The following is a 19,209-nucleotide window of genomic DNA, read 5'->3' as shown; positions in this document are numbered from 1 at the left end:
CCCCATGCCAGCTGCCGACGCAACCTCTCTTGCCGATCGCGCGATCTTCGCCGTCGCCCTCAATGCCGAGGGCGATGCACCGGCGGAGATCGCCATCCTGCCGCCGGGACCGCGCATCCGCGGCCGCGATGGCCGGGAGTGGCTGGTGGACGATCCCGCCGCCGTCGTCGCCGCCTTCGGCGCCGGCGCGGCCGATCTGCCGGTCGACATCGAGCACGCCACCGAGCTGCGCGCGCCCAAGGGCGAACCGGCCCCGGCGGTCGGCTGGATCAAGGGCCTCGCCGCCCGCGACGGCGGCATCGTCGCCGCGGTCGAATGGACCGAGCACGGGCGGCAGCTCGTGGCCTCGAAGGCGTACCGGTACGTCTCGCCGGCGTTCCGGTTCGATGCCGCCACCCGCCGGGTCATGGTGCTCAGCTCGGTCGGCCTCACCAACCGGCCCAATCTGCGCCTGCCGGCGCTCAACTCCCAGGATGAAGCCACGATGGAAAAGACCGCGCTGTGCGCCGCGCTCGGCGTGCCGGCGACGACGGCCGACGCCGACGTCGTCGCGGCGATCGCCGCCCTGAAGGCCAAGGCGGATGCGCCGCCCGATCCGACGCGGTTCGCGCCGACCGCCGACCTCCAGGCGGCGCTCAACCGCGCGACCGCCGCCGAGACCGCGCTCAATCAGCGCGAGGCCGCCGACCGCGAGGCCAAGAGCGTGGGGCTGGTCGATCAGGCGGTGAAGGACGGCAAGATCGCGCCGGCGAGCCGCGAGCACTACCTCGCGCTGTGCCGCGATGCCGGCGGCCAGGAGCGCGTCGAGCAGCTCCTCGCCACGCTCCCCAAGATCACCGACCCGAGCAGGCTCGGCGGCGACCCGCCCCCGAACCCGGGCGGCGCGCTGACCGACGCGCAGAAGGCGGTCTGCCGCCAGCTCGGCCTAGACGAAAAATCCTTCCAGGCCGCGCTGACCGACGCTGCGCTGAACAATTGAGGACGCCATGGCCCTGACTCAGGAACGCGACACGCCGATGCGCGACGGCGCGATCTATCGCCACCCCGTCGCCGCGAGCACGAAGATCCTCAAGGGCGCGCTGGTCGTGCTCGACGCCGGCAATGCCAAGCCCGGCGCCACCGCCACCGGCCTGATCGCCGCCGGCCGCGCCGAGGAGACGGTCGACAATTCGTCGGGCTCCGCCGGCGACGTCTGGATCACCGTTCGCCGCGGCGTCTTCCGCTTCGCCAACAAGGCGGACGATGCCGTCACCCAGGCCGATGTCGGCAAGGACTGCTACGTCGTCGACGACGCCACCGTCGCCAAGACCACCGCCGCCAACACCCGCTCCAAGGCCGGCACCGTGCGCGCCGTCGAGGCCGGCGGCGTGTGGGTCGAGATCTGAGGATCCGCCATGATCATCACCCGCCAGTCCCTCGGGGACCTCACCACCGGCTTCAAGGCGAGCTTCCAGCGCGGCTTCGCCGGCGTGCAGCCGATGTCCGGCCGGATCGCCACCACCGTGCCGTCCGCCACCGCCGCCGAGAAATACGCCTGGCTCGGCGCCTGGCCGAAGATGCGCGAGTGGGTCGGCGAGCGCGTCTACCGCAACCTCTCGCAGCACGGCTATGCCATCCCGAACAAGGAGTTCGAGACGACCGTCGTCGTGCCGCGGCCGGCCGTCGAGGACGACCAGTACGGCGTCTATTCGCCGATGATGGAGGAGATGGGCCGTGCCGCTGCCGCCCATCCCGACGAGCTGGTGTTCGCGCTGCTCAAGGCCGGCTTCACGACGCCCTGCTACGATGGCCAGTATTTCTTCGACAGCGACCACCCGGTCCGCAATCCGGACACCGGCGCCGACACCTCGGTGTCCAACGTCCAGTCCGGTTCGGGGAACCCCTGGTTCCTGCTCGACACCTCTCGGGCGCTGAAGCCGCTCATCTTCCAGGAGCGCAAGAAGCCCGAGTTCGTGACCAAGGACAGCCCTCAGGACGAGAACGTCTTCAAGCGGAACGAGTTCGTCTATGGCGTCTATGCCCGCCACGCGGTCGGCTTCGGCTTCTGGCAGATGGCGTTCGGCTCGAAGGCCGCACTCGACGAGACCAATTTCGACGCCGCCTACGACGCGATGTCCGCCTTCAAGAGCGACGAGGGTCAGCCGCTCGGCATCAAGCCGACGTTGCTGGTGGTCGGTCCGAGCAATCGCAAGAAGGCGCAGGAGATCGTGGTGGTGTCGCGCAAGGCCAACGGCGCCGACAACCCGAACCAGGGCATCGTCGAGGTGCTCATCGTGCCGTGGCTCGACTGAGGCGGGTCGCTGGAGGCACATCATGGCCAAAACTCCCCGCAAGCCCGATGACCCCGTTTCCGGTCCTGTCGCTGCGGCCACGGATGCCGGCACCGCTGCGGTGGACGCGGCCGCGCGGCCGCTCCCGCCGGTGGTGGAGACGCCGCCCGCGCCGGCCGCGCTGGTCGTTCGGTCGCGCCCGCCGCAGCGGCGGCGCGCCGGCCGCGCCTTCTCGCGCGAGCCGGTCCGGATCGCCGTCGCCGAGCTGTCGGAAGCCGATCGCGCGGCGATCGAGGCCGACCCCGAACTGATCGTGACGCTCGCCGAGGACTGAGTTCGCGCGCTTCGGGGGAGGTGCGCGCCGCGGGCCGCGAGGCTCGTCCCGGCGAGGGCGGTTCGCCGCCCTCGCTTTGGAATTCCAGAGGATCGACTGATGCTGGTGCCCCGGACACGCGCAGAGCATTTCGCGATCGCGGCGGAGCTGCGCCGGCGGGCGGAGCGCGCGCCGGGGCCGATCAGCGCCCGGGCACTGCGGGCGGCGGCGGACCGGCACGAGACGGCAGCACGCAGGCGGTCGCCCGCAGCACCCGGAGCCTGACGCCATGACCACCTACGCTTCCCGCGCCGACATCGAGAGCCTCTATGGCCCCGACTTCCTGGCGGGGCTCCAGCCCGAGGGCGCCGATCTCGACGCCGCCGTGGCGCGGGCCGCGGCCGATGCCGACGCCGAGATCGACGCCTATGTCGGCCAGCGCCACACGCTGCCGCTGGCCGCCGTGCCGCCGATCCTCAAGGCGTGCGCCATCGACATCGCGGTCTACCGGCTCGCCAACACCTGGGACCGGCTGACCGACGAAATCCGCCGCCGCTACGACGACCGCGTCAAGCTGCTCGCCCGCATCGCCGACGGCAAGGCATCGGCCGGCATCATCGATCCGTCGCCCGGTGGCGAGAGCGTGGGCGGCGCGACGTCGCCGGATGGCGCGGCCTTCGTGTCGCGTCCGCGCCGGGCGTGGTGATCGAAATGGCCGACGCGATCATCATCGTCAGGGCGCACGGGGCCGACGAGGCGGCGGCCATGCTCGCCCGCATCGGCGCCATCCGCTTCAATGTGCTGATGGAGGGACTCGGCCGCCTGGTGCAGGGCCAGACGCGCCGGCGCATCAAGGACGAGAAGCGCACGCCGGCCGGCCGGGCGTGGCTGCGCACGCGCGACGACCGCCCGGCGCTGTTTCAGACCGGCCACCATCTGCACAGTTCGGTCGACTACCGGGCCGATCCGCAGCAGATCGTCGTCGGCTCGGGCTGGATCGGCGCCGCCGTCCACCAGTTCGGCGCGTTCATCGTGCCGCGCCGGGCAAAGGCGCTGGCCTTCACGGCCGGCGGCAGGCAGGTGTTCGCGCGGCGCGTGATGATCCCGGCCCGGACCTGGCTCGGCCTGTCGTCCGACAACGAGCAGGAGATCGAGCACACCACCGTCCGCTTTCTTGAAGGGGCCTTGAAATGAGCTTGGAGGCCCCCTCGCTGCTCGACCTTCTCGATGCCGTCGTCGACGGGCTCGCGGCCAAGGTGCCGCAGCTCAAATCCGTCGAAGCCCATGGCGGCACGTTCGACGAGGCCGAAATCCGGCGGTTCTCCGCGGCGGCGCCGGCGGCGAAGGTGGCGATCCTCGGCACCGGCCGCTGGCAGCGCGACCATTCGGGCCGGTTCGTCATTCCGGTGCGCCTCGTCGTGGTCGTCGCCACCAGGGACGGCGCCGATGCCAAGCGCGACCGGCGGGCGCTCGCCCTGGTGATGGCGATCGCCGCCGCGCTGGACGGCAATCGCTGGGGCCTCGACCAGGTCGGCCGGCCCGACGCGATCGAGGCGGAGTCGCTGTATTCCGGCGCGATCGACAAGACCGGCCTGGGGCTGTGGCAGATCGCCTGGACCCAAGACCTCTACGCCGGAGAGGACGTGTTCGCCGCGGCGCCGGTCGTCCTGCAGCAGCTCCTTGCCGGCGACGAGCTGGTCGCCCCCACCGAGGGAGGCCCCGCGTGAGCCTCTCCGCCATCCACTTCCAGCTCGCCGAGCTGCACCGGCGCATCGCCAATCTGGTGCGGCCCGGCGTCGTCAAGTCGTTCGACGGCAAGAGCCGCACGGCGATCGTCGACATCGGCTTCGAGACCGATGCGCGGCCGACGATCGAGGCGATCGGCGCGCCGAAGACCGCGGTGCCCTACACCCCGGGCCAGCAGATCCTGCTGATCTCGCCCTCCGGCGATCCGGCGCAGGGCATCGTGTTCCCGTACTGCCAGCGCGACGACGCCAAGTCGCCCTCCGAGACGGACGACGAGATCGTCCACGCCTGGGGCGACGTGACGATCCGCATCAAGGCGGACGGCGTCGACGTCGAGGTCAAGGACGCCAAGTGGCGGATCGAGGCCGGCCTGATCCGCGGCCTGATCGGCGACGCCCGCGTCGTCGTCACCCCCACCGTCGCCAAGATCCGCAAGGGCGACTCGTGGGTGGTGGTCGACGGCGCCGCCGTCATCGTCTCGCACCCGCCCATCGTCGGCCCCGACCCCGATCCCCACTGAGGTGCCCCATGACCAGCCAACCGACCCGCGACTATGTCGTCCTCGTGCCCACCCGCCTGCAGAACCGCGACCTGGCGGCCGGCCAGCGCATCGCCTTGGCCGAGCCGGCGGCCCGCTATGCGCTGCTGTCCGGCCTCATTGCCCCTGCCGCCGACGCCCCGGCCAGCGCCGCGCCGGACGAGGCGGCGCAAGCCACCACCGCCGGCCGCAGGCGCAAGGAAGCCGCCACATGATGGGCGTCTCCGCCACCAGCCTGGAGCCGCTCGACGGCGCCGCGCACCTCGTCCAGTCGATCCTCGACATTCTGACGACGCGGGTCGGCACGGTCGTGCTCGCCCGCGACTATGGCTCGCTGGTGCCGGACATGATCGACCGGCCCGGCGTGCCGCCCACCGTCGTCGATATCGGCGTCGCGGCGGCCGAAGCCCTGGCCAGGTGGGAACCGCGGGTGACGCTGGACAGCGTGCGGATGTCGGCCGGCGGGCAGGACGGCACCTTCGGCGTGGCGTTCGGGCTGACCGTGCTGGACGACGGCAGCGGGCTGGAGGTCGCGCTGTGATCCAGCCCACCACCATCGACCTGTCGCAGCTGCCGGCGCCGCAGCTGATCGAGGCGCTCGACGCCGAGAGCTATGTCGCGGCGGCGATTGCCGACTTCCGGGCGGCGTGGCCGGCCTACGACGCGCTGCTGCTGTCCGACCCGTTCCAGAAGTTCATCCGGGTGCTGGCCTATCGCGAGGTGCTGCTGCGCAACCGCGTCAACGCCGCCGCCCGCTCGGTGATGCTGGCCTTCGCCGCGGGGTCCGATCTCGACCACCTCGCGGCGATCTTCGGCGTCGGCCGGATGGTGCTGACGCCGGCCACCGCAATCGAACCGGCGGCGATGGAGAGCGACGAGCGCTTCCGCCGCCGCATCCAGCTCGCCCCCGACGCCTATTCGACCGCCGGCGCCCGCGGCGCCTACATCTACCACGCGCTGACGCGATCGCCCGACGTCGCCGACGCCTGGGCCTGGTCGCCGCGCGACGGCCATGTGCATGTGGCGGTGGCCGGTGCCGCCGGGACGCCGGTGGCGGATGCGGTGATCGCCGACCTCATCGCGCTGTTCGATCGCGACGACGTTCGTCCCCTGACCGATGTGGTGACGGTGCGCCGCGCCGAGCCGGTGACCGTCGATGTCGCCGGAACGCTCATCGTGCCGCGCGGGCCGGATCCGACGCTGATCAGGACCGCGGCCGAGGCGGCCGTGCGCGCCTATGGGGCCGAGCGCTGCCGCATCGGCCAGATTTTCTACGCGCTGGGCGCGGCGGCGGCGGCCAAGGTCGGCGGCGTCGACAATGTGGTTCTCTCGGCGCCGGCCGCCGACATCGTCTGCGCCGACCACCAGATCCCGGTGCTGGGCACCGTCTCGCTGGCCGTGACGGTGGTGTGATGGCTGCGATCCCCTACGCCTCGCATCTGCTGCCGCCCACCGCCGGCGAGCCGCTGCGCGCGGGCGCCACGGTGATGGAGCGCATCTCGGCGATCCCGACACCGATCCGCGCCGTGAAGCGGCCATTCGAGACACCCGCCGCCTTCCTGCCGTTTTTGGCCTGGGAGCTGTCGGTCGACGTGTGGTTTCGCGCGTGGCCGGAGGCGACCAAGCGGGCGATCACCGCGCGCTCGATCGAGCTGCACCGGCGGAAAGGTACGGCCTACTGCCTGCGCGAATACGTCCGCTATGCCGGCGGCGAGGTGATCGACATCACCGCGCCGCCGCAGCGGGTGTTCTCGGGACCGTCTGCGAGCCGCGCCGATCGCGAGGCGTGGCTTGCGGCGCTGCCGCAGGTGCGCACCTGGCGCGTCCAGGAGACGGCAGCCTTCGGCCCGGCCAAGGCGTTTTTAGGCGGACCGCTGCACGCGATGTTTGTCACGCGGTCGTTCGCGGTGCCGTCGACGGCGGTTGGCCGACTACGCCGCCGGGCGCGCTGGGTCGTCCAGGGCGTCGAGACCACGATCCGCGTCGAGGATTTCGGCACAGCGTTTCAGCTTCACCTGCTCGGCTCGGAGGGCCGCCGCGTGTTTGCCGGCCGTCCGATCGGCCGCCGGCATTTCGTGCCCTCGGAGGCGTGGCGGCGGCTGGTGACGATCGCGCCGCAGCCGCGCATGCCGTGGCGCTCGCCGATCGGGCCGACTCTCCAGGCAATCGCGGCGGAGCCCGAGCGTGTCGTCGTGGCCGGCACGCGCGGACGATCGGTGTACTCGATGATGCCGATTGGCAGGACGTATTTCGTGCCGTCGACGGCGCCGCTGCGCATCTATGAGCGCTTCCCGGTGGTCGACGGCACGGCGCCGCGGCGCGGGCCGGCGGTGCAGATCATGGGCACCGGCCACTACGGATGGCCGCGCAGCACGGCGGTGGTGAGGACGTCGGTGCCGGGCAAGCGGCATAAGCGGGCGGCCGGCGCCGGCATCGCGGCGCTGCGGCGCTACTGGATGCCGCACGACGGCACGCGCCTGCAGGACGTCTGCCGCGCCGCCAGCGCCGCCAAGCGGCTGTCGGACCGCGTGCTGCTCGATATCGGCCCCAAGCCGCGCTTCGTCGCGGGTGGCCGCCCGCTCATTGCCGGCGTCGACGCGCTCGTCGTCGGGCGCCCCTAACGAGGTTCAGCATGGAAAAGCAGGTCTACTTCCGCGACTACCAGGAGCAGCAGGCGGCCGATCACGCCGCCATCCAGGCCTATGCCCGCCAGTCGCTCGACCATCTGGTGAGCGATGCCGTCACGGCCACCCGCCGCTATGCCGGCCTCACCGTCGTCAAGACGGCACAGGCCGAGGTGCGCGTCGACGCCGGCCGCTTCTACGATGTCGGCGGCGGGGTCTATGCGCGCTCGGCCACCACGATCCAGTCGATGCTGCCCCATCTGCCGGCGGTGGCGAAGCGCATCGTCACGCTCGCCGCGACCGGCCAGGAGACCGACAGCGACATCACCGAGCGCGACTTCCTGGTGAACGTCGAGACCGGCCAGACCGAGCCGCGCTCGGTCGCCATCACCCGGTCGCGCGATGTCGTGCTGAGCTTCGTTGCCGGCACCGAGAGCGCCGATCCGCAGCGGCCGGTAATCCCGGTGGGCTATGTCGCGGTGGCCGATATCCTCCTCGACCCGACCCAGGTGGTGTCGATCACGATGCTCGGCGACAACGAGGTGGCCTCGACCGAGGACCTCGACCTGCGCACCGACGCGATCGAGACGTGGCGGGGCCAGGTCGATCCGCGCATCTCGTCGCTCGCCTCCGACCTCGCGGCGCTCGCCAACGAGGTCCGCGCCAAGGGCGGCCGGCAGGATCTCTCCCGGCTCTACGAGGACATGGCGCGGGTGAAGGAGCGCGTCGAGATCCCGGACACGGCGTCCGACTACGGCGCCGACCGCTTTCTCGATAGCGACGAGAGCGACGCCCTCAACACCCAGAACCTCGGCTACGACTGCCTGGTCGAGGAAGGCGCGCGGTTCGCGGACGCGAACGCGTCCGAGGCCGAGATCACCATCTTCGCCGGCAACGATCCGAACGCCTCGCTGTCCGATGGGCTGCTGCTGCCGCGATACGCCGACGCGCTGAAGCTGGAGATCGGCCCGCTGCATTCGGATCTCGGCATCGCCCAATACGGCTTCCAGAGCCACGACATCGTGCAGCGGACGATCGCCCGCAAGCGCATCCGCTACGGGGTGACCCGCACCGCCTGCACCAATGCCAACTGGTGGCGGTCCGGCACCTACGACTCCGCCACCCAGACCTTCCGGCGCGGCGACGAGACCTGGGCGGTGCTGTCGGTCTCGACCCGGGCCTCGGACGGGCACGTCTTCTACCGCCTGCAGCAGTACTGGGTCGACGAGTACGACGACACCTATTGGGACTATGTGACGGTCGAGCACGCCATCACCGGCGCCCAGGTCGCCCAATCTTTCCTGATCTCGAACGACATGTGGCTGACCAAGGTCGGCCTCTTTTTCACGTCCAAGGCCGCCAATGAGGCGGTGTTCCTGACGCTCGCCGAGATCGTCGCCGGCGTGCCGGACCTGTCGCGGGCGATCCTGCATCAGACCGTCCCTCACACCGCCATCGTTGTCGGCGACTGGACCGAGGTGGCGGTGCAGCCGACCTTCCTCACCAAGGGCAAGCGCTACGCGCTCGTCGTCACGAGCGCCGCCAACCACAAGATCGGCATGGCCGAGGGCAACGGCTACACCGCCGGCACCTTCTTCTTCTCGACCGATGGCCAGTACTACCTCGGCGACCTCACCAAGGACATGATGCTGCGGCTCTACGGCGCGCAGTTCGGCGCCTCGCAGGTGACGATCGAGCTGGGCGCGCTCAATCTGGACGGCGGCATCCGCGCCATCGATATCCTCGCCGGCACGATCGAGCCGGAGTCGACCGAGCTGATCTACGAGGTGCAGCCGGGCGGATCGGGCGCGTGGGTGCCGCTGACGGCGGACGATCTCACCGCCTTCTCTGCTGCGCCACCGCTGGCACGCTTCCGCGCCCGCTTCGTCGGCACCCGCGACATGCATGCCGGCCTCAAGGTCGGCGGATCACGGGTGCGCCTGTCACGCCCGAAAACCACCTTCCGGCACATTTCCGAGCCGCAGACCCTCGCGGCCCCGTCGTCCGATATCTACGTCAAGACGCTGCTTGAGGGGTTCGACGAGACCCCGCACGACGCCGGGTGCCGCCTGCGTGTCGGCGCGGGGTGGGAGACGCCGGACGTCACGGTCGACAAGGCGGTGCCGACCGGGATCGAACGCACCTACCGCTTCCAGCTGGCCGCACCGACCCCGACCTTCTCGATCGAGCTGACCGGCGTCACCAACTCGCCGGCCAGCGTGTTCCACATCGCCGAACGCGTCCACTGGGCGCTGTGACAAGGAGAGCAAAATGGCCAAGAAAACAGCAGCGCAGCCGACAGCAGCGCAGCCGACAACCGCCGCACCGGCGGAGACCGCAACGGCTGCCGCAGACCTCGATCCCGAGGCCGAGTACCGCGTGAAGCTCGCCCGCGCCGTGCCGTTCGGCGCACTGGTGCTGCGCCCGCGCGACCCGGTGCGGCTCAAGGGCCGGATCGTCGCCGAACTCGGCGACGCGGTGGCGAGCTACGAGAAAGTCTGATGGCGCGGCGGAGCGAGGCCTACGCGGTCGAGCGGGGCGCCAACCTCGCCGATCCTGAGTATTGGAACAGGCGGTTCGAGGACATCGATCTGCGCCTGCATGCGCGGGAGCTGGATGCGGCGACGCTGCAAGCGGCGGTCGAAACCTTCCAGTCGCTGGCGCTGGCGCGCGTCAACGATACGCTGACGCCGATCCTGCAGGACGCGCTCACCCGGCTGTCCTCGGTGGGGGCGCTGTTCGAGGCGGACAGCGTCTCGCCGGTCCCGGTCGGGACCGGGGCGCGCACGGTCCAACTGCTGGATGCGCAGCGGGCGGCATGGGTGGTCACCTCGCACGTGGTGCTCCGCTCGCGCGGATCGGGCGCGGCGATGGTCGCCGAGGTGCTCGCCTACGAACGGCCCTCGGGCCTGCTCACCGTCGACGTGCTGTCGGCGGTCGGCGCCGGCACCCATGCCGATTGGACGATCCGGCTGTCCGCGCCCCCGGACATCGAACATGCCGGCCGGACGGACAATCCGCATCAGACAACCGCCGATCAGGTCGGCGCCTACACCACGAGCGAAGCCGACGCGGCGATTGCATCGGCGATCGGCGCGCTGTCGGCCAGCGTCGCGACGGCGCTGGCCGGTAAGCAGGCGGCATCCGCCAACCTAGCGGCGTTCGCCGGGCTCAGTGGCGCGGAGAACGGCCTGCCGTACTTCACCGGTGCCGGAGCCCTGGCCCTGGCGACGTTGTCGGCCGCGGCGCGGACGCTGCTGGCGGCGACGGACCAGACCGGCCAGCGATCGGCGCTCGGCCTCGGAGGCGCGGCACTGCTGGCGGCCGGGACAGCGGCCGGCAATCTGGTGCAACTCGACGCCGCGGGACGGTTGCCAGCCCTCGACGGCCGCAACCTGACGAACCTCAGCGCCAGCAGCGTGTCGAGCCTCAACGCGATCAGGCAACCCGACATCATCGTCCAGCACCAGGCGGCGAGCGGCACCCACGGCGGCACGGCCACCACCGGGGCGCGCCAATTGCGACCGCTCAATACGGTGGTCCGGAATGCCATTGGAGCCACCCTCGCCAGCAACCTCCTGTCGCTGCCGGCAGGGTCGTACTTCGCCGAGTGGGCCGTGCAGATCTACCGCGTCAACGCCTGCCGGTCGTGGCTGGTCAATACGACGGATGGTGTCGATCTGGGGCAGTCGATCAACGGATATTCCACGACGGACTGTCCCGAGGTCAGCCAGGGTACGGCGGTGTTTGAGCTCGCCGCCACCAAGACAATCGGTGTCCAGCAGCAGGTCTCGGGAGCCGCGGGAACAAGCTACGGCATGGGGCTGGCGGCCAGCCTCGGTACCGAACTCTACGCCACGCTCAAGATCTGGAGGCTCTGATGGACACGGCCCTCGTCGCCGATGGCGTGGTGGTGCAGGTGTGGCGCGACACGCCGCGGGCCAGCCTCGACGTCGCCGGCACCCTCGTCGAATTCGCGGCAGGACAGGCCGTCTGCGGCATGCTGTGGGACGGCACCGCGCTCAGCCTGCCGCCGGCCTCGGTCGATCTCGTCGCCTATGCCGAGGACGCCAAGTGGCGCAAGGAGACGGGCGGCATCGCCGTCGCCGGCATCCAAGTCGCCACCGACGACCGCTCCAAGCTGATGATCGCCGGCGCGCGGATCAAGGCCGCGGCCGATCCCGCCTGGACGACGCAATGGCATATCGGCGGCGGCGTGCTGGTGCCGCTGACGGCGCCCGAGGTGATCGCCATCAGCGACGCCGTGCTGGCCCATGTGGATAAGTGTTTCGCGATCTTCGGCAGTGTGGTCGCGGCGATCGCGGCCGGCACCGTCACCACCACAGCCGAGATCGACAGCGCCTTCGGATTGTCCGGATGAGGGTTGCAGCCCTGACGCCCGTCAGGGTCGGCCGACGCAGGCGCGGACGATACCGTCCGCCAATTCGCAGCGCCGCACAAGCTGAGATCGGACGCAGAGAATGGCCGAATACTTCTTTCACGGACCCGAGGTCATCGAAGTTTCGGACGGCATTCGGCCGATCAAGGTGCCGAAGTCGTCGATCATCTGCGTGTTCGGCACCGCGCCCGATGCCGACCCCGCGCTCTGGCCGCTCAACGAGCCGGTGCTGCTGCTGTCGCAGCCGCGCAAGGCCGCCACGCTCGGCGCCGCCGGCACCCTCTACGACGCCATCAGGCAGATCCATGCGGAGAAGGGCGCGACCATCGTCGTCATCCGCGTCGCCGAGGGCGCCACCACCGCCGAGACCATGTCCAATCTGGTCGGCGATCCGACGCTGCGCACCGGAGTTTGGGCGGCGCTGAAGGCGCGGCCCACCGTGAAGGTGACGCCGCGGATCCTGATCGCGCCCGGCTTCACCAGCCAGCGCCCCACCGATGGCGTGGCCTCGATCACCCTCACCGACGACGGCGACGATTACACCTCGGCGCCGGCCGTCGCCATCGCCGGCGGCGGCGGCTCCGGCGCCACCGCGGTCGCCACGGTCAATGGCGGCAAGGTGGTGGCGGTCACCGTCGTCGAGCACGGGTCGGGCTACACGGCGGCGCCGACCGTGACGTTCAGCGGCGGCGGCGGCGCCGGCGCGACCGCCACTGCGGTGCTTGGCACGGTGCGCAATCCGGTGCTGTCGGCCATGGCGGCCGTGTCGAAGCGGCTGCGCGCCGTCACCCCGTTCGACGTGGGGCTCGGCACGATCGAAGCGGCGGTCGATGCCCGCGAGGACTGGGCCTCCGACCGGCTGTTCTCGCTCTATGGCGGCGTCAAGGTGTGGGACACCACGTTGAACGCCTATGTCGACCGCCCGGCGGCGGCGAGCATCGCCGGGCTGATCGCCCGCATCGATACCGAGCGCGGCTTCTGGCACTCGCCGTCCAACAACGAGCTGCTGGGCATCGGCGGACCGTCGATCCCGGTCGACTGGGCGCTGGGCGACACCGAGTCCGAGGCGAACTACCTCAACGAGCACGCGGTCAACACCATCATCCAGATCGGCGGCGACTATGGCGGCTGGCGGCTGTGGGGCAACCGCACCTGCGCCGACGATCCGCTGTGGGTGTTCCTGTCGGTTCGCCGGACCGCCGACATGGTCTACGAGGCGCTGGAGGAGGCGTTCATCTGGATGACCGACAAGCCGTTCTCGCCGCAGCTGCTGCTCGACGGCGCGGAACGGGTGAACCGGTTCTTCAAGTACCTCGTGCGCGAAGGCGCGCTGGTCGGCGGCTCGTGCTGGATCGATCCCGAGCGCAACACCTCCGCCCAGCTGCAGCAGGGCATCGTCGCCTTCGACGTCGACCTGGAGCCGCCGGCGCCGATGGAGCACATCAAGATCTACGCCCACCGCAACGGCGACTATTACGACGAGGTGATCGAAACCGTCGCCAGCCAGATCGTGGCCTGAAGGGCCGTTGAAGGAGGCTTCACATGGCCGAGATGGACTACATCATCAAGGCGGCGACGGTGTTCGTCGACGGCCGCGGCAAGCTCGGCACCGCCGAGAAGATCAAGGTGCCGGCGCTCAAGAAGAAGCGCGAGGACCATCGCGGCGGCGGCATGCTCGGCACCCGCAAGGTGTCCTACGGCCTGGAGGCGATCGAGTTCCCGTTCGAACTGTCGGCGCTCGATCCGCACGTGCTGGGCCAGTTCGGCGTCCGCACCGGCCAGGACGTGCCGTTCACCGTGCGCGGCTATCTCGACGGCATCCGCAACCAGGAGCACACCGCCATCATCCAGATGCGCGGCGAGATCGGCGAGATCGATCCGCCGGACTTCGAGCCGGGCAAGAAGTCGATGACCAAGTTCACCGTCGATGTCGCCGCCCTCAAGTTCATCGTCGACGACGCGGTGATCTACGACATCGACCTCGACAACGACGTCTATGTGGTCAACGGCGTCGACGAGTGGGCGCCGGTCCGCCGCGCGCTCGGCCTGTGAGGAGGGGCACGATGTCCGAACCGGTCCAAATCGCGCTGGTCCACCCCTTCGAGTTCAAGGGGGTCACCTATCGCGAGATCACGCTGCGCCGGGCGACGGCGCGCGACGTGCGCCGCATGGCCGCCCGGTCGGGCTCCGACGTCGAGAAGGGCTTCGAGATGCTCTCCGACCTCTCCCAACTGCCGGCCGAGGTGATCGATGAGATCGACGGCGAGGACTTCACCCGCCTGATGGAAACCATCAGCGGTTTTTTCGGCTCGTCCCCGGCAACGTCGAAGACGTGATGGCCGATCTCGCCTTCGCCTTCCATTGGGGGCTCGGCGAGCTGGACGGCCTGAGCATCGACGAGCTGCTGGCCTGGCACGCCCGGGCGCGGGCGCGCCTTGAAGCCTGGGGAGGCGGTGCGTGAGCGGCTTCAAGGTCTCGATGATCGTCGAGCTGGTCGACCGGCTGACCGGGCCGGCGAAGGCGGTCGAGCGCGCCGGCAAGGGCATCGAACAGGCGATCGAGGGCGTCAACCGGGCGGGCGGCAAGACCAACACCACGGCGTGGACCGCCCACACCCGCGGCGCCCAGGCCGCCGAGAAGGCGGCCAAGGCGGCGGCGAAGGCGACCCGCGACGCCGAACGGGAGGCGGCCAAGGCCGCGAAGAGCTACGAGCAGCTCGGCAGCCGCATCGGCAACGCCATCGCCACCATCGGCGGCGCCGGCCTGATCGGCAAGCCCATCGTCAGCGCCGCCAAGTTCGAGGAGGCGTGGGCGGATTTTTCGAAGATCGCCAACCTGTCGGCCGACAAGGACAACGCGCTGCGCGAGGCGGTGCTGAAGCGCGCCGCCAGCTCGCGCACCAACGCGGCGGCACTGACCGAGCTGTTGAGCGGACTGGCGTCGAGCGGCGTGCCCGACGACGAGCTGCTCGACTATCTCGACATGCTCGACAAGGCGTCGGTGGCCTTCGGCCTGTCGGGCAAGGATGCCGGCCGCGACATCGGCTTCCTGCGCACCAACCTGAAGATGACGAAGGAGGAGTTCCGGGACCTGCTCGACACCCTGAACTTCCTCGAAAACAAGACCAACGCCTCGGCGAAGGATCTGCTGAAATTCATGCGCGACAGCGCCGGCATCATGCGGCAGTCGGGCATCGGCTACGCCGATCAGGCGGCGATCGGTGCCGCGGCGCTGTCCCTGCAGAGCGATCCCGGCAAGGTGGCACGCTCGATCTCGGCGCTGCTGGCCCAGTTGCAGACGGCGCAGTACCTCCAGCACGGCAAGAAGCCGAACCCGCGACTGGAGGCGTTCGAGCGCCTCGGCGTCGACCCCAAGCAGCTTGCCGACAGCCTGAAAAAGGACCCGATCGCGGCGATCAGCGCCTTCCTGGCCAAGGTCAACGAGGCCAAGGATCCGCTGCGCGAACTGGTCGCCATCATGGGCAAGGAGTGGATGGACGAGATCGGCGGCCTGGCGGCGGCCCGCGAACTGATCGAGCAGGCCCGCCAGTACGCCCGCGACCCGGCCCGCACCGGCTCGATGGAAGAGGAGTACCAGAAGAAGCTGCGGACCACGATCGGCCTGTGGGAGCGCCTCAAGAACGCGACGGACGTCATCTTCACCCGGCTCGGCGACAAGTATCTGCCGTCGATCAACGCCTTTCTGACACGCATCAACGCCTGGCTCGGCGCCAATGAGGGGCTTGCCGTCAGGATCGCCGAAATCGGCACCGCTGCGGTTGGTGTTCTGGCGGGGCTCGGGGCGCTGTCGATGGCGGCCTGGGTGTTCTCGCCGCTCAAGGGCGCGGTCCTCGGGGTCGGCCGCGCACTTTGGTGGGTTGGCGCGACCGCCGCTCCCTTCGTCGTCGGCATGCTGGTGCGCAGCATCGCGGCCATCGGCCGCGTCCTGGCCGTCATGGTGCTGAGCAATCCCGTGACCGCGACGCTGTTGGCGATCGGCGCGGCGGCGCTGTGGGTCTACGAGAATTGGGGCATGGTCAAAGGCGCGCTCACCAGCGCCTGGCAGGGGATCGAAGGGGCCGTGACGGCGGCGCTGGAGGGCGTCAAGAGTGCCTGGACATCCTTCGTCGCGTGGCTGGAGGGCATCGTCGCCGCGATCCTCGCCAAGATGGCGGCGATCGGCCAGGCCATCCGCAACGCCTTCACCTTCAGCTGGCCGTCGCTGCCCGGCTGGCTGCAGAACCTGGTGCCAGGCGGCAGCGGCGCGCCGGCCTCGCCCTCGAAGTTCGATCCCGGGCCGTCCGTGCCCGCCGGCCCCGGCGCCGTGCAGCCCGCGGGCAGCCGGGTCCAGACCATCCACCAGACCATCCACGCGCCGATCTCGATCACCGCCGCCGGAACGCCGGCCGAGGTGTCGGGTGCGGCGCGGGCCGGCGTCGCCGGTGGCGCCAAGGCCGGCGCCGCAGCGCTGCACGACGGGTGGGCGCTCGCATGAGCATCCTGATGGGGCTCGGTCCCTACCGGTTCGAGGTGACGCGCCACGCCTATGAGGAGCTGGAGCACGCGGCCGAGGGCCGTTGGGAGAAGCACGAGCTGTTCGGCCGCGCGCCGCAATACCAGTGGCTCGGCCCCGGCGAGGAGACGCTGACCATCAAGGGCGCCGTCATTCCGCGCTACACCGGCGAGGCCAGCGCGGCGCAGCTGCGGGCGATGCAGGCCGAGGTCGGCGCCGGCCGGCCGCTGTTCCTGGTGGCCGGCACCGGCCGGGTGTTCGGCGCGTTCGGCCTCAAGAAGGTCGGCCGGACCGACACCTATATCGGCCCGCGCGGCGATGCCATGAAGGCGGAGTTCGCGCTGGAGCTGGTGCGGCTCGGCACCGGCGCCATCCTGCGGAGCCTGTGGCCGTGAAGACCTACATCACCGTCGACGGCGACATGGTCGACCGCATCGCCTGGCAGCAGCTCGGCACCAGCGAGACCACCACCGAAGCGCTGCTGGAGGCCAATCCCGGCCTGGAGGCGCGGGGTCCCGTGCTGCCGGCCGGCCTGGTGCTGACCATCCCCGACGGCGCAGCGCCGCCGGTGGGCCGGACGGCCCTGAAGCTGTGGGACTGACGCGATGACCCCGGCCTACCGCATCCTGGCGGACGGCGTCGACATTTCCGGGCGGCTGACCGGCCGCATGGTCGAGCTGCGCCTGGTCGACGTCGACGGCGAGACCTCCGACGAGCTGACGCTGCTGATCTCCAACTGGGACGGCGCGATCGCCAAGCCCAGGAAGGGCGCGCTGCTGTCGGTCGAGATCGGCTACCTGGAAACAGGCCTGGTGTTCATGGGCCTCTACAAGGTCCAGACCACCAAGAAGATGGGGCCGAAGGCCGCGTTCGAGATCACCGCCCACGCCGCCGACTATCGCGGCAGCCTGAAGAGCCAGAAGACCCGGACGCACGAGGGCACCCTCGGCGCCGTGGTGGCGAGGATCGCCGGCGAGCACGGCCTGTCGGCGGCCGTGGACCCGGCGCTGGCGGCCGTGCGGATCAAGACGCTGCCGCAGACCGAGGAAAGCGACATGCATCTGCTGACGCGCCTGGCGCGCCAGTATGGAGCGATCTTCAAGCCTGCCGCCGGCAAGCTGCTGTTCGTCCGGCGCGGCAGCGGCACCACGGCGTCGGGTCAGGCCGCGGCCGGCCTGTCGGTCACGCCGAACGACCTCTCCGAGTTCGAGATCACCGACCAGGACGAGCCCACCCGCAAGAAGACCGAGGCCAAGTGGTACGACCGCGGCAAGGCGAGCCGGGAATCGGTGGTCGCCGGCGAGGGCGAGCCCCGCTACGAGTTCCCGCACCTGTTCCGGTCGAAGGAGGACGCCCAGCGGGCGGTCGACGCCCGCCAGCGGGACTTCGCCCGCGCCGGCAAGGGCTTCACCGGCACCCTGCTGGGGCGGCCCACGGTGGCGGCCGGCCAGCCGATGACGACGCGCGGCTTCGGCGACGACGACGATCACGGCTGGACCCTGAAACGGGTCGAGCACGAGATGGTGGAAGGCGGCTACACCACCAGGATCGAGGCCGAGGTGCAGGAGACCGGCACCGGGGGCGCCGGCGACGCGGGAGGACGGTCGGGGACATCCGGATCGTCGGGCTCGCGGCTGACCGCGCCGAACAACTCGGCCGGCGACGTGTCGGGAGGCGGCAATGTCGCCTGAGCGCCGGTGCGGCAGGGTGACGGGGTCCGGGTTTCCCCGGCCGCGGGACTGTCTTGGCGGAGAGGCCCGCGGAGCGACGCACTCACATGGCCGCCACCCCGCCCCAGCTCTGGCGAGCCGGGGTGCGGTGGCACGATTCGGGTTACCAGCACGTGGAGGACATCCGCTGCGGCAGCTGCCGCGCGCTGCTGCTCCGGGCGGCAACCGGCGCGATCGCCGGCGCCGTCCAGATCAAGTGCCGCCGGTGCGGCACATTCAACACCTTGAGGCCGATCGAGCCCGTATCCGAGCGCCGCGAGCGTCCGACCTCGGGAGAGGCCCCATGCACGTCCAGCGCCGGCAGATCGGACCGGCCACCCTCTATCTCGGCGACGCCCTCGAAATCCTGACCAGGCTGGAGCCCGGCTCAATCGGGGCGGTGCTGACCGACCCGCCGTATTCCAGCGGCGGCAACGTGCGGGATAAGGCGATGGCCACCTCGGCCAAGTACCAGTCGAGCGAGCACCGCGGGCTCTATCCGGAGTTCCAGGGCGACACCCGCGACCAGCGCTCGTATCTCGCCTGGTCGACGCTGTGGATGGGGCGGGCGCGGACGCTGTGCCGGCCCGGCGCGCTGCTGGTCACGTTCTCCGACTGGCGGCAGCTGCCGGTGACGACAGACGCCCTCCAGTGTGCCGGGTGGGTGTGGCGGGGCATCGTGCCGTGGGACAAGACAGAGGCGAGCCGGCCGCAGCTCGGCCGCTACCGGGTGCAGGCCGAGTTCGCGGTGTGGGGGACCAACGGCGCCCGGCCGCTCGCCGGCAAGGTGGCCCCCGGCGTGATCCGCGAGCCGGTGCCCAAGATCAAGCACCACATCGCCGGCAAGCCGGTGGAGCTGATGGCCCAGCTGATGGCGGTCATGGAGGGGCCGATCCTGGACCCGTTCATGGGATCGGGGACGGTGGGGGTCGCCTGCCTTCAGCGGGGGCTGCCCTACATCGGCATCGAGGTCGAGCCGGCCTATTTCGAGGTGGCCTGCAGGCGGCTGGAAGGGGCCTTAAACGGGGCTTCAGCAGAGGCTTAAACTGCTGCCATCTGATCTTGCGCGCCGTGCCATCCGATTTTGCGCGCTACACG

General features: G+C 70.6%; 26 protein-coding genes. All 26 read left to right on the top strand.

The features are described from left to right. The first annotated feature begins 4 nt into the window (after positions 1 to 4). The 26 genes from BLTE_RS05240 to BLTE_RS05115 all read left to right on the top strand — a co-directional run bounded on the left by BLTE_RS05240 (position 5) and on the right by BLTE_RS05115 (position 19,156). Positions 5 to 979 (top strand): phage protease, encoded by a 975-nt coding sequence (locus BLTE_RS05240; protein WP_160140531.1) that lies wholly within the window; start codon positions 5 to 7, stop codon positions 977 to 979. Between the two features lie 7 nt (positions 980 to 986). Next, positions 987 to 1,385, top strand: a complete 399-nt coding sequence (locus tag BLTE_RS05235; RefSeq protein WP_126398233.1) for a hypothetical protein — start codon at positions 987 to 989, stop codon at positions 1,383 to 1,385. A 9-nt stretch (positions 1,386 to 1,394) separates the two neighbouring features. Continuing rightward, on the top strand, positions 1,395 to 2,291 hold the full coding sequence (locus BLTE_RS05230) for a Mu-like prophage major head subunit gpT family protein (RefSeq protein ID WP_126398232.1): 897 nt from the start codon (positions 1,395 to 1,397) through the stop codon (positions 2,289 to 2,291). Positions 2,292 to 2,313: 22 nt separating this feature from the next. Further along, the gene (locus tag BLTE_RS05225) at positions 2,314 to 2,604 is read left to right on the top strand and encodes a hypothetical protein (RefSeq protein WP_126398231.1); all 291 of its coding nucleotides are present in this window, start codon (positions 2,314 to 2,316) and stop codon (positions 2,602 to 2,604) included. 268 nt (positions 2,605 to 2,872) lie between these two features. Further along, entirely contained in the window at positions 2,873 to 3,289 is a 417-nt protein-coding gene (locus BLTE_RS05220) for a DUF1320 domain-containing protein (RefSeq protein WP_126398230.1), read from the top strand. 5 nt (positions 3,290 to 3,294) lie between these two features. Next, the gene (locus BLTE_RS05215; protein WP_126398229.1) at positions 3,295 to 3,777 is read left to right on the top strand and encodes a phage virion morphogenesis family protein; all 483 of its coding nucleotides are present in this window, start codon (positions 3,295 to 3,297) and stop codon (positions 3,775 to 3,777) included. Then, positions 3,774 to 4,310 carry a phage protein Gp37 gene (locus BLTE_RS05210; protein WP_126398228.1) on the top strand — a complete coding sequence of 179 codons (537 nt, stop codon included), beginning with the start codon at positions 3,774 to 3,776 and terminating at the stop codon, positions 4,308 to 4,310. The genes BLTE_RS05215 and BLTE_RS05210 overlap by 4 nt, the downstream gene beginning before the upstream one ends. Further along, positions 4,307 to 4,849 carry a phage baseplate assembly protein V gene (locus BLTE_RS05205; RefSeq protein WP_160140530.1) on the top strand — a complete coding sequence of 181 codons (543 nt, stop codon included), beginning with the start codon at positions 4,307 to 4,309 and terminating at the stop codon, positions 4,847 to 4,849. The genes BLTE_RS05210 and BLTE_RS05205 overlap by 4 nt, the downstream gene beginning before the upstream one ends. A gap of 8 nt (positions 4,850 to 4,857) precedes the next feature. Further along, a complete protein-coding gene (locus BLTE_RS05200) occupies positions 4,858 to 5,082 on the top strand; it encodes a hypothetical protein (RefSeq protein ID WP_126398226.1) in 225 nt (74 codons plus the stop codon). Then, positions 5,079 to 5,408 (top strand): GPW/gp25 family protein, encoded by a 330-nt coding sequence (locus tag BLTE_RS05195; RefSeq protein ID WP_126398225.1) that lies wholly within the window; start codon positions 5,079 to 5,081, stop codon positions 5,406 to 5,408. Before BLTE_RS05200 ends, BLTE_RS05195 begins: the two co-directional genes overlap by 4 nt. Next, positions 5,405 to 6,280, top strand: a complete 876-nt coding sequence (locus tag BLTE_RS05190; RefSeq protein ID WP_126398224.1) for a baseplate assembly protein — start codon at positions 5,405 to 5,407, stop codon at positions 6,278 to 6,280. The genes BLTE_RS05195 and BLTE_RS05190 overlap by 4 nt, the downstream gene beginning before the upstream one ends. Further along, the gene (locus tag BLTE_RS05185; RefSeq protein WP_126398223.1) at positions 6,280 to 7,488 is read left to right on the top strand and encodes a phage tail protein I; all 1,209 of its coding nucleotides are present in this window, start codon (positions 6,280 to 6,282) and stop codon (positions 7,486 to 7,488) included. Before BLTE_RS05190 ends, BLTE_RS05185 begins: the two co-directional genes overlap by 1 nt. 11 nt (positions 7,489 to 7,499) lie before the next feature. After that, on the top strand, positions 7,500 to 9,749 hold the full coding sequence (locus tag BLTE_RS05180) for a hypothetical protein (RefSeq protein ID WP_126398222.1): 2,250 nt from the start codon (positions 7,500 to 7,502) through the stop codon (positions 9,747 to 9,749). 13 nt (positions 9,750 to 9,762) lie between these two features. Continuing rightward, the gene (locus tag BLTE_RS05175) at positions 9,763 to 9,993 is read left to right on the top strand and encodes a hypothetical protein (RefSeq protein ID WP_126398221.1); all 231 of its coding nucleotides are present in this window, start codon (positions 9,763 to 9,765) and stop codon (positions 9,991 to 9,993) included. After that, entirely contained in the window at positions 9,993 to 11,372 is a 1,380-nt protein-coding gene (locus BLTE_RS05170) for a hypothetical protein (RefSeq protein ID WP_126398220.1), read from the top strand. Before BLTE_RS05175 ends, BLTE_RS05170 begins: the two co-directional genes overlap by 1 nt. Continuing rightward, positions 11,372 to 11,872, top strand: coding sequence for a DUF4376 domain-containing protein (locus BLTE_RS05165; protein ID WP_126398219.1), 501 nt, complete (start codon positions 11,372 to 11,374; stop codon positions 11,870 to 11,872). The genes BLTE_RS05170 and BLTE_RS05165 overlap by 1 nt, the downstream gene beginning before the upstream one ends. Positions 11,873 to 11,972: 100 nt before the next feature. Beyond that, a complete protein-coding gene (locus BLTE_RS05160) occupies positions 11,973 to 13,409 on the top strand; it encodes a phage tail sheath subtilisin-like domain-containing protein (RefSeq protein ID WP_126398218.1) in 1,437 nt (478 codons plus the stop codon). 23 nt (positions 13,410 to 13,432) lie between these two features. Further along, a complete protein-coding gene (locus tag BLTE_RS05155; protein WP_126398217.1) occupies positions 13,433 to 13,942 on the top strand; it encodes a phage major tail tube protein in 510 nt (169 codons plus the stop codon). An 11-nt stretch (positions 13,943 to 13,953) separates the two neighbouring features. Further along, positions 13,954 to 14,226, top strand: a complete 273-nt coding sequence (locus tag BLTE_RS05150) for a phage tail assembly protein (RefSeq protein WP_126398216.1) — start codon at positions 13,954 to 13,956, stop codon at positions 14,224 to 14,226. Continuing rightward, positions 14,226 to 14,351: a GpE family phage tail protein gene (locus tag BLTE_RS05145; RefSeq protein WP_126402062.1), complete on the top strand. Its 126-nt coding sequence runs from the start codon at positions 14,226 to 14,228 to the stop codon at positions 14,349 to 14,351. The genes BLTE_RS05150 and BLTE_RS05145 overlap by 1 nt, the downstream gene beginning before the upstream one ends. Continuing rightward, complete coding sequence (locus BLTE_RS05140; protein ID WP_126398215.1) at positions 14,348 to 16,384, top strand: phage tail tape measure protein; 2,037 nt, start codon at positions 14,348 to 14,350, stop codon at positions 16,382 to 16,384. Before BLTE_RS05145 ends, BLTE_RS05140 begins: the two co-directional genes overlap by 4 nt. Continuing rightward, positions 16,381 to 16,797 (top strand): phage tail protein, encoded by a 417-nt coding sequence (locus tag BLTE_RS05135; RefSeq protein WP_126398214.1) that lies wholly within the window; start codon positions 16,381 to 16,383, stop codon positions 16,795 to 16,797. Before BLTE_RS05140 ends, BLTE_RS05135 begins: the two co-directional genes overlap by 4 nt. Further along, positions 16,794 to 17,003: a tail protein X gene (locus tag BLTE_RS05130; RefSeq protein ID WP_244600122.1), complete on the top strand. Its 210-nt coding sequence runs from the start codon at positions 16,794 to 16,796 to the stop codon at positions 17,001 to 17,003. Before BLTE_RS05135 ends, BLTE_RS05130 begins: the two co-directional genes overlap by 4 nt. A gap of 4 nt (positions 17,004 to 17,007) precedes the next feature. Beyond that, the gene (locus tag BLTE_RS05125) at positions 17,008 to 18,093 is read left to right on the top strand and encodes a phage late control D family protein (protein ID WP_126398213.1); all 1,086 of its coding nucleotides are present in this window, start codon (positions 17,008 to 17,010) and stop codon (positions 18,091 to 18,093) included. Positions 18,094 to 18,179: 86 nt separating this feature from the next. Beyond that, positions 18,180 to 18,482: a Com family DNA-binding transcriptional regulator gene (locus tag BLTE_RS18770; RefSeq protein WP_126398212.1), complete on the top strand. Its 303-nt coding sequence runs from the start codon at positions 18,180 to 18,182 to the stop codon at positions 18,480 to 18,482. After that, the gene (locus BLTE_RS05115; RefSeq protein ID WP_174769516.1) at positions 18,416 to 19,156 is read left to right on the top strand and encodes a DNA-methyltransferase; all 741 of its coding nucleotides are present in this window, start codon (positions 18,416 to 18,418) and stop codon (positions 19,154 to 19,156) included. Before BLTE_RS18770 ends, BLTE_RS05115 begins: the two co-directional genes overlap by 67 nt. The last annotated feature ends 53 nt before the right edge of the window (positions 19,157 to 19,209 follow it).

The organism is Blastochloris tepida, from assembly GCF_003966715.1.
Taxonomy (GTDB): domain Bacteria; phylum Pseudomonadota; class Alphaproteobacteria; order Rhizobiales; family Xanthobacteraceae; genus Blastochloris; species Blastochloris tepida.
This window is presented reverse-complemented; position numbering and strand designations above follow the sequence as displayed.

Bases quoted from the DNA above. Each gene is read 5' to 3' on its own strand.
- BLTE_RS05235 (WP_126398233.1), top strand. From the start codon at position 987: ATGGCCCTGACTCAGGAACGCGACACGCCGATGCGCGACGGCGCGATC.
- BLTE_RS05135 (WP_126398214.1), top strand. From the start codon at position 16,381: ATGAGCATCCTGATGGGGCTCGGTCCCTACCGGTTCGAGGTGACGCGC.
- BLTE_RS05145 (WP_126402062.1), top strand. From the start codon at position 14,226: ATGGCCGATCTCGCCTTCGCCTTCCATTGGGGGCTCGGCGAGCTGGAC.
- BLTE_RS05160 (WP_126398218.1), top strand. From the start codon at position 11,973: ATGGCCGAATACTTCTTTCACGGACCCGAGGTCATCGAAGTTTCGGAC.
- BLTE_RS05165 (WP_126398219.1), top strand. From the start codon at position 11,372: ATGGACACGGCCCTCGTCGCCGATGGCGTGGTGGTGCAGGTGTGGCGC.
- BLTE_RS05185 (WP_126398223.1), top strand. From the start codon at position 6,280: ATGGCTGCGATCCCCTACGCCTCGCATCTGCTGCCGCCCACCGCCGGC.
- BLTE_RS05215 (WP_126398229.1), top strand. From the start codon at position 3,295: ATGGCCGACGCGATCATCATCGTCAGGGCGCACGGGGCCGACGAGGCG.
- BLTE_RS05125 (WP_126398213.1), top strand. From the start codon at position 17,008: ATGACCCCGGCCTACCGCATCCTGGCGGACGGCGTCGACATTTCCGGG.
- BLTE_RS05175 (WP_126398221.1), top strand. From the start codon at position 9,763: ATGGCCAAGAAAACAGCAGCGCAGCCGACAGCAGCGCAGCCGACAACC.
- BLTE_RS05240 (WP_160140531.1), top strand. From the start codon at position 5: ATGCCAGCTGCCGACGCAACCTCTCTTGCCGATCGCGCGATCTTCGCC.
- BLTE_RS05230 (WP_126398232.1), top strand. From the start codon at position 1,395: ATGATCATCACCCGCCAGTCCCTCGGGGACCTCACCACCGGCTTCAAG.
- BLTE_RS05150 (WP_126398216.1), top strand. From the start codon at position 13,954: ATGTCCGAACCGGTCCAAATCGCGCTGGTCCACCCCTTCGAGTTCAAG.
- BLTE_RS05115 (WP_174769516.1), top strand. From the start codon at position 18,416: ATGCACGTCCAGCGCCGGCAGATCGGACCGGCCACCCTCTATCTCGGC.
- BLTE_RS05220 (WP_126398230.1), top strand. From the start codon at position 2,873: ATGACCACCTACGCTTCCCGCGCCGACATCGAGAGCCTCTATGGCCCC.
- BLTE_RS05225 (WP_126398231.1), top strand. From the start codon at position 2,314: ATGGCCAAAACTCCCCGCAAGCCCGATGACCCCGTTTCCGGTCCTGTC.
- BLTE_RS05210 (WP_126398228.1), top strand. From the start codon at position 3,774: ATGAGCTTGGAGGCCCCCTCGCTGCTCGACCTTCTCGATGCCGTCGTC.
- BLTE_RS05155 (WP_126398217.1), top strand. From the start codon at position 13,433: ATGGCCGAGATGGACTACATCATCAAGGCGGCGACGGTGTTCGTCGAC.
- BLTE_RS05180 (WP_126398222.1), top strand. From the start codon at position 7,500: ATGGAAAAGCAGGTCTACTTCCGCGACTACCAGGAGCAGCAGGCGGCC.
- BLTE_RS18770 (WP_126398212.1), top strand. From the start codon at position 18,180: ATGGCCGCCACCCCGCCCCAGCTCTGGCGAGCCGGGGTGCGGTGGCAC.
- BLTE_RS05170 (WP_126398220.1), top strand. From the start codon at position 9,993: ATGGCGCGGCGGAGCGAGGCCTACGCGGTCGAGCGGGGCGCCAACCTC.
- BLTE_RS05195 (WP_126398225.1), top strand. From the start codon at position 5,079: ATGATGGGCGTCTCCGCCACCAGCCTGGAGCCGCTCGACGGCGCCGCG.
- BLTE_RS05200 (WP_126398226.1), top strand. From the start codon at position 4,858: ATGACCAGCCAACCGACCCGCGACTATGTCGTCCTCGTGCCCACCCGC.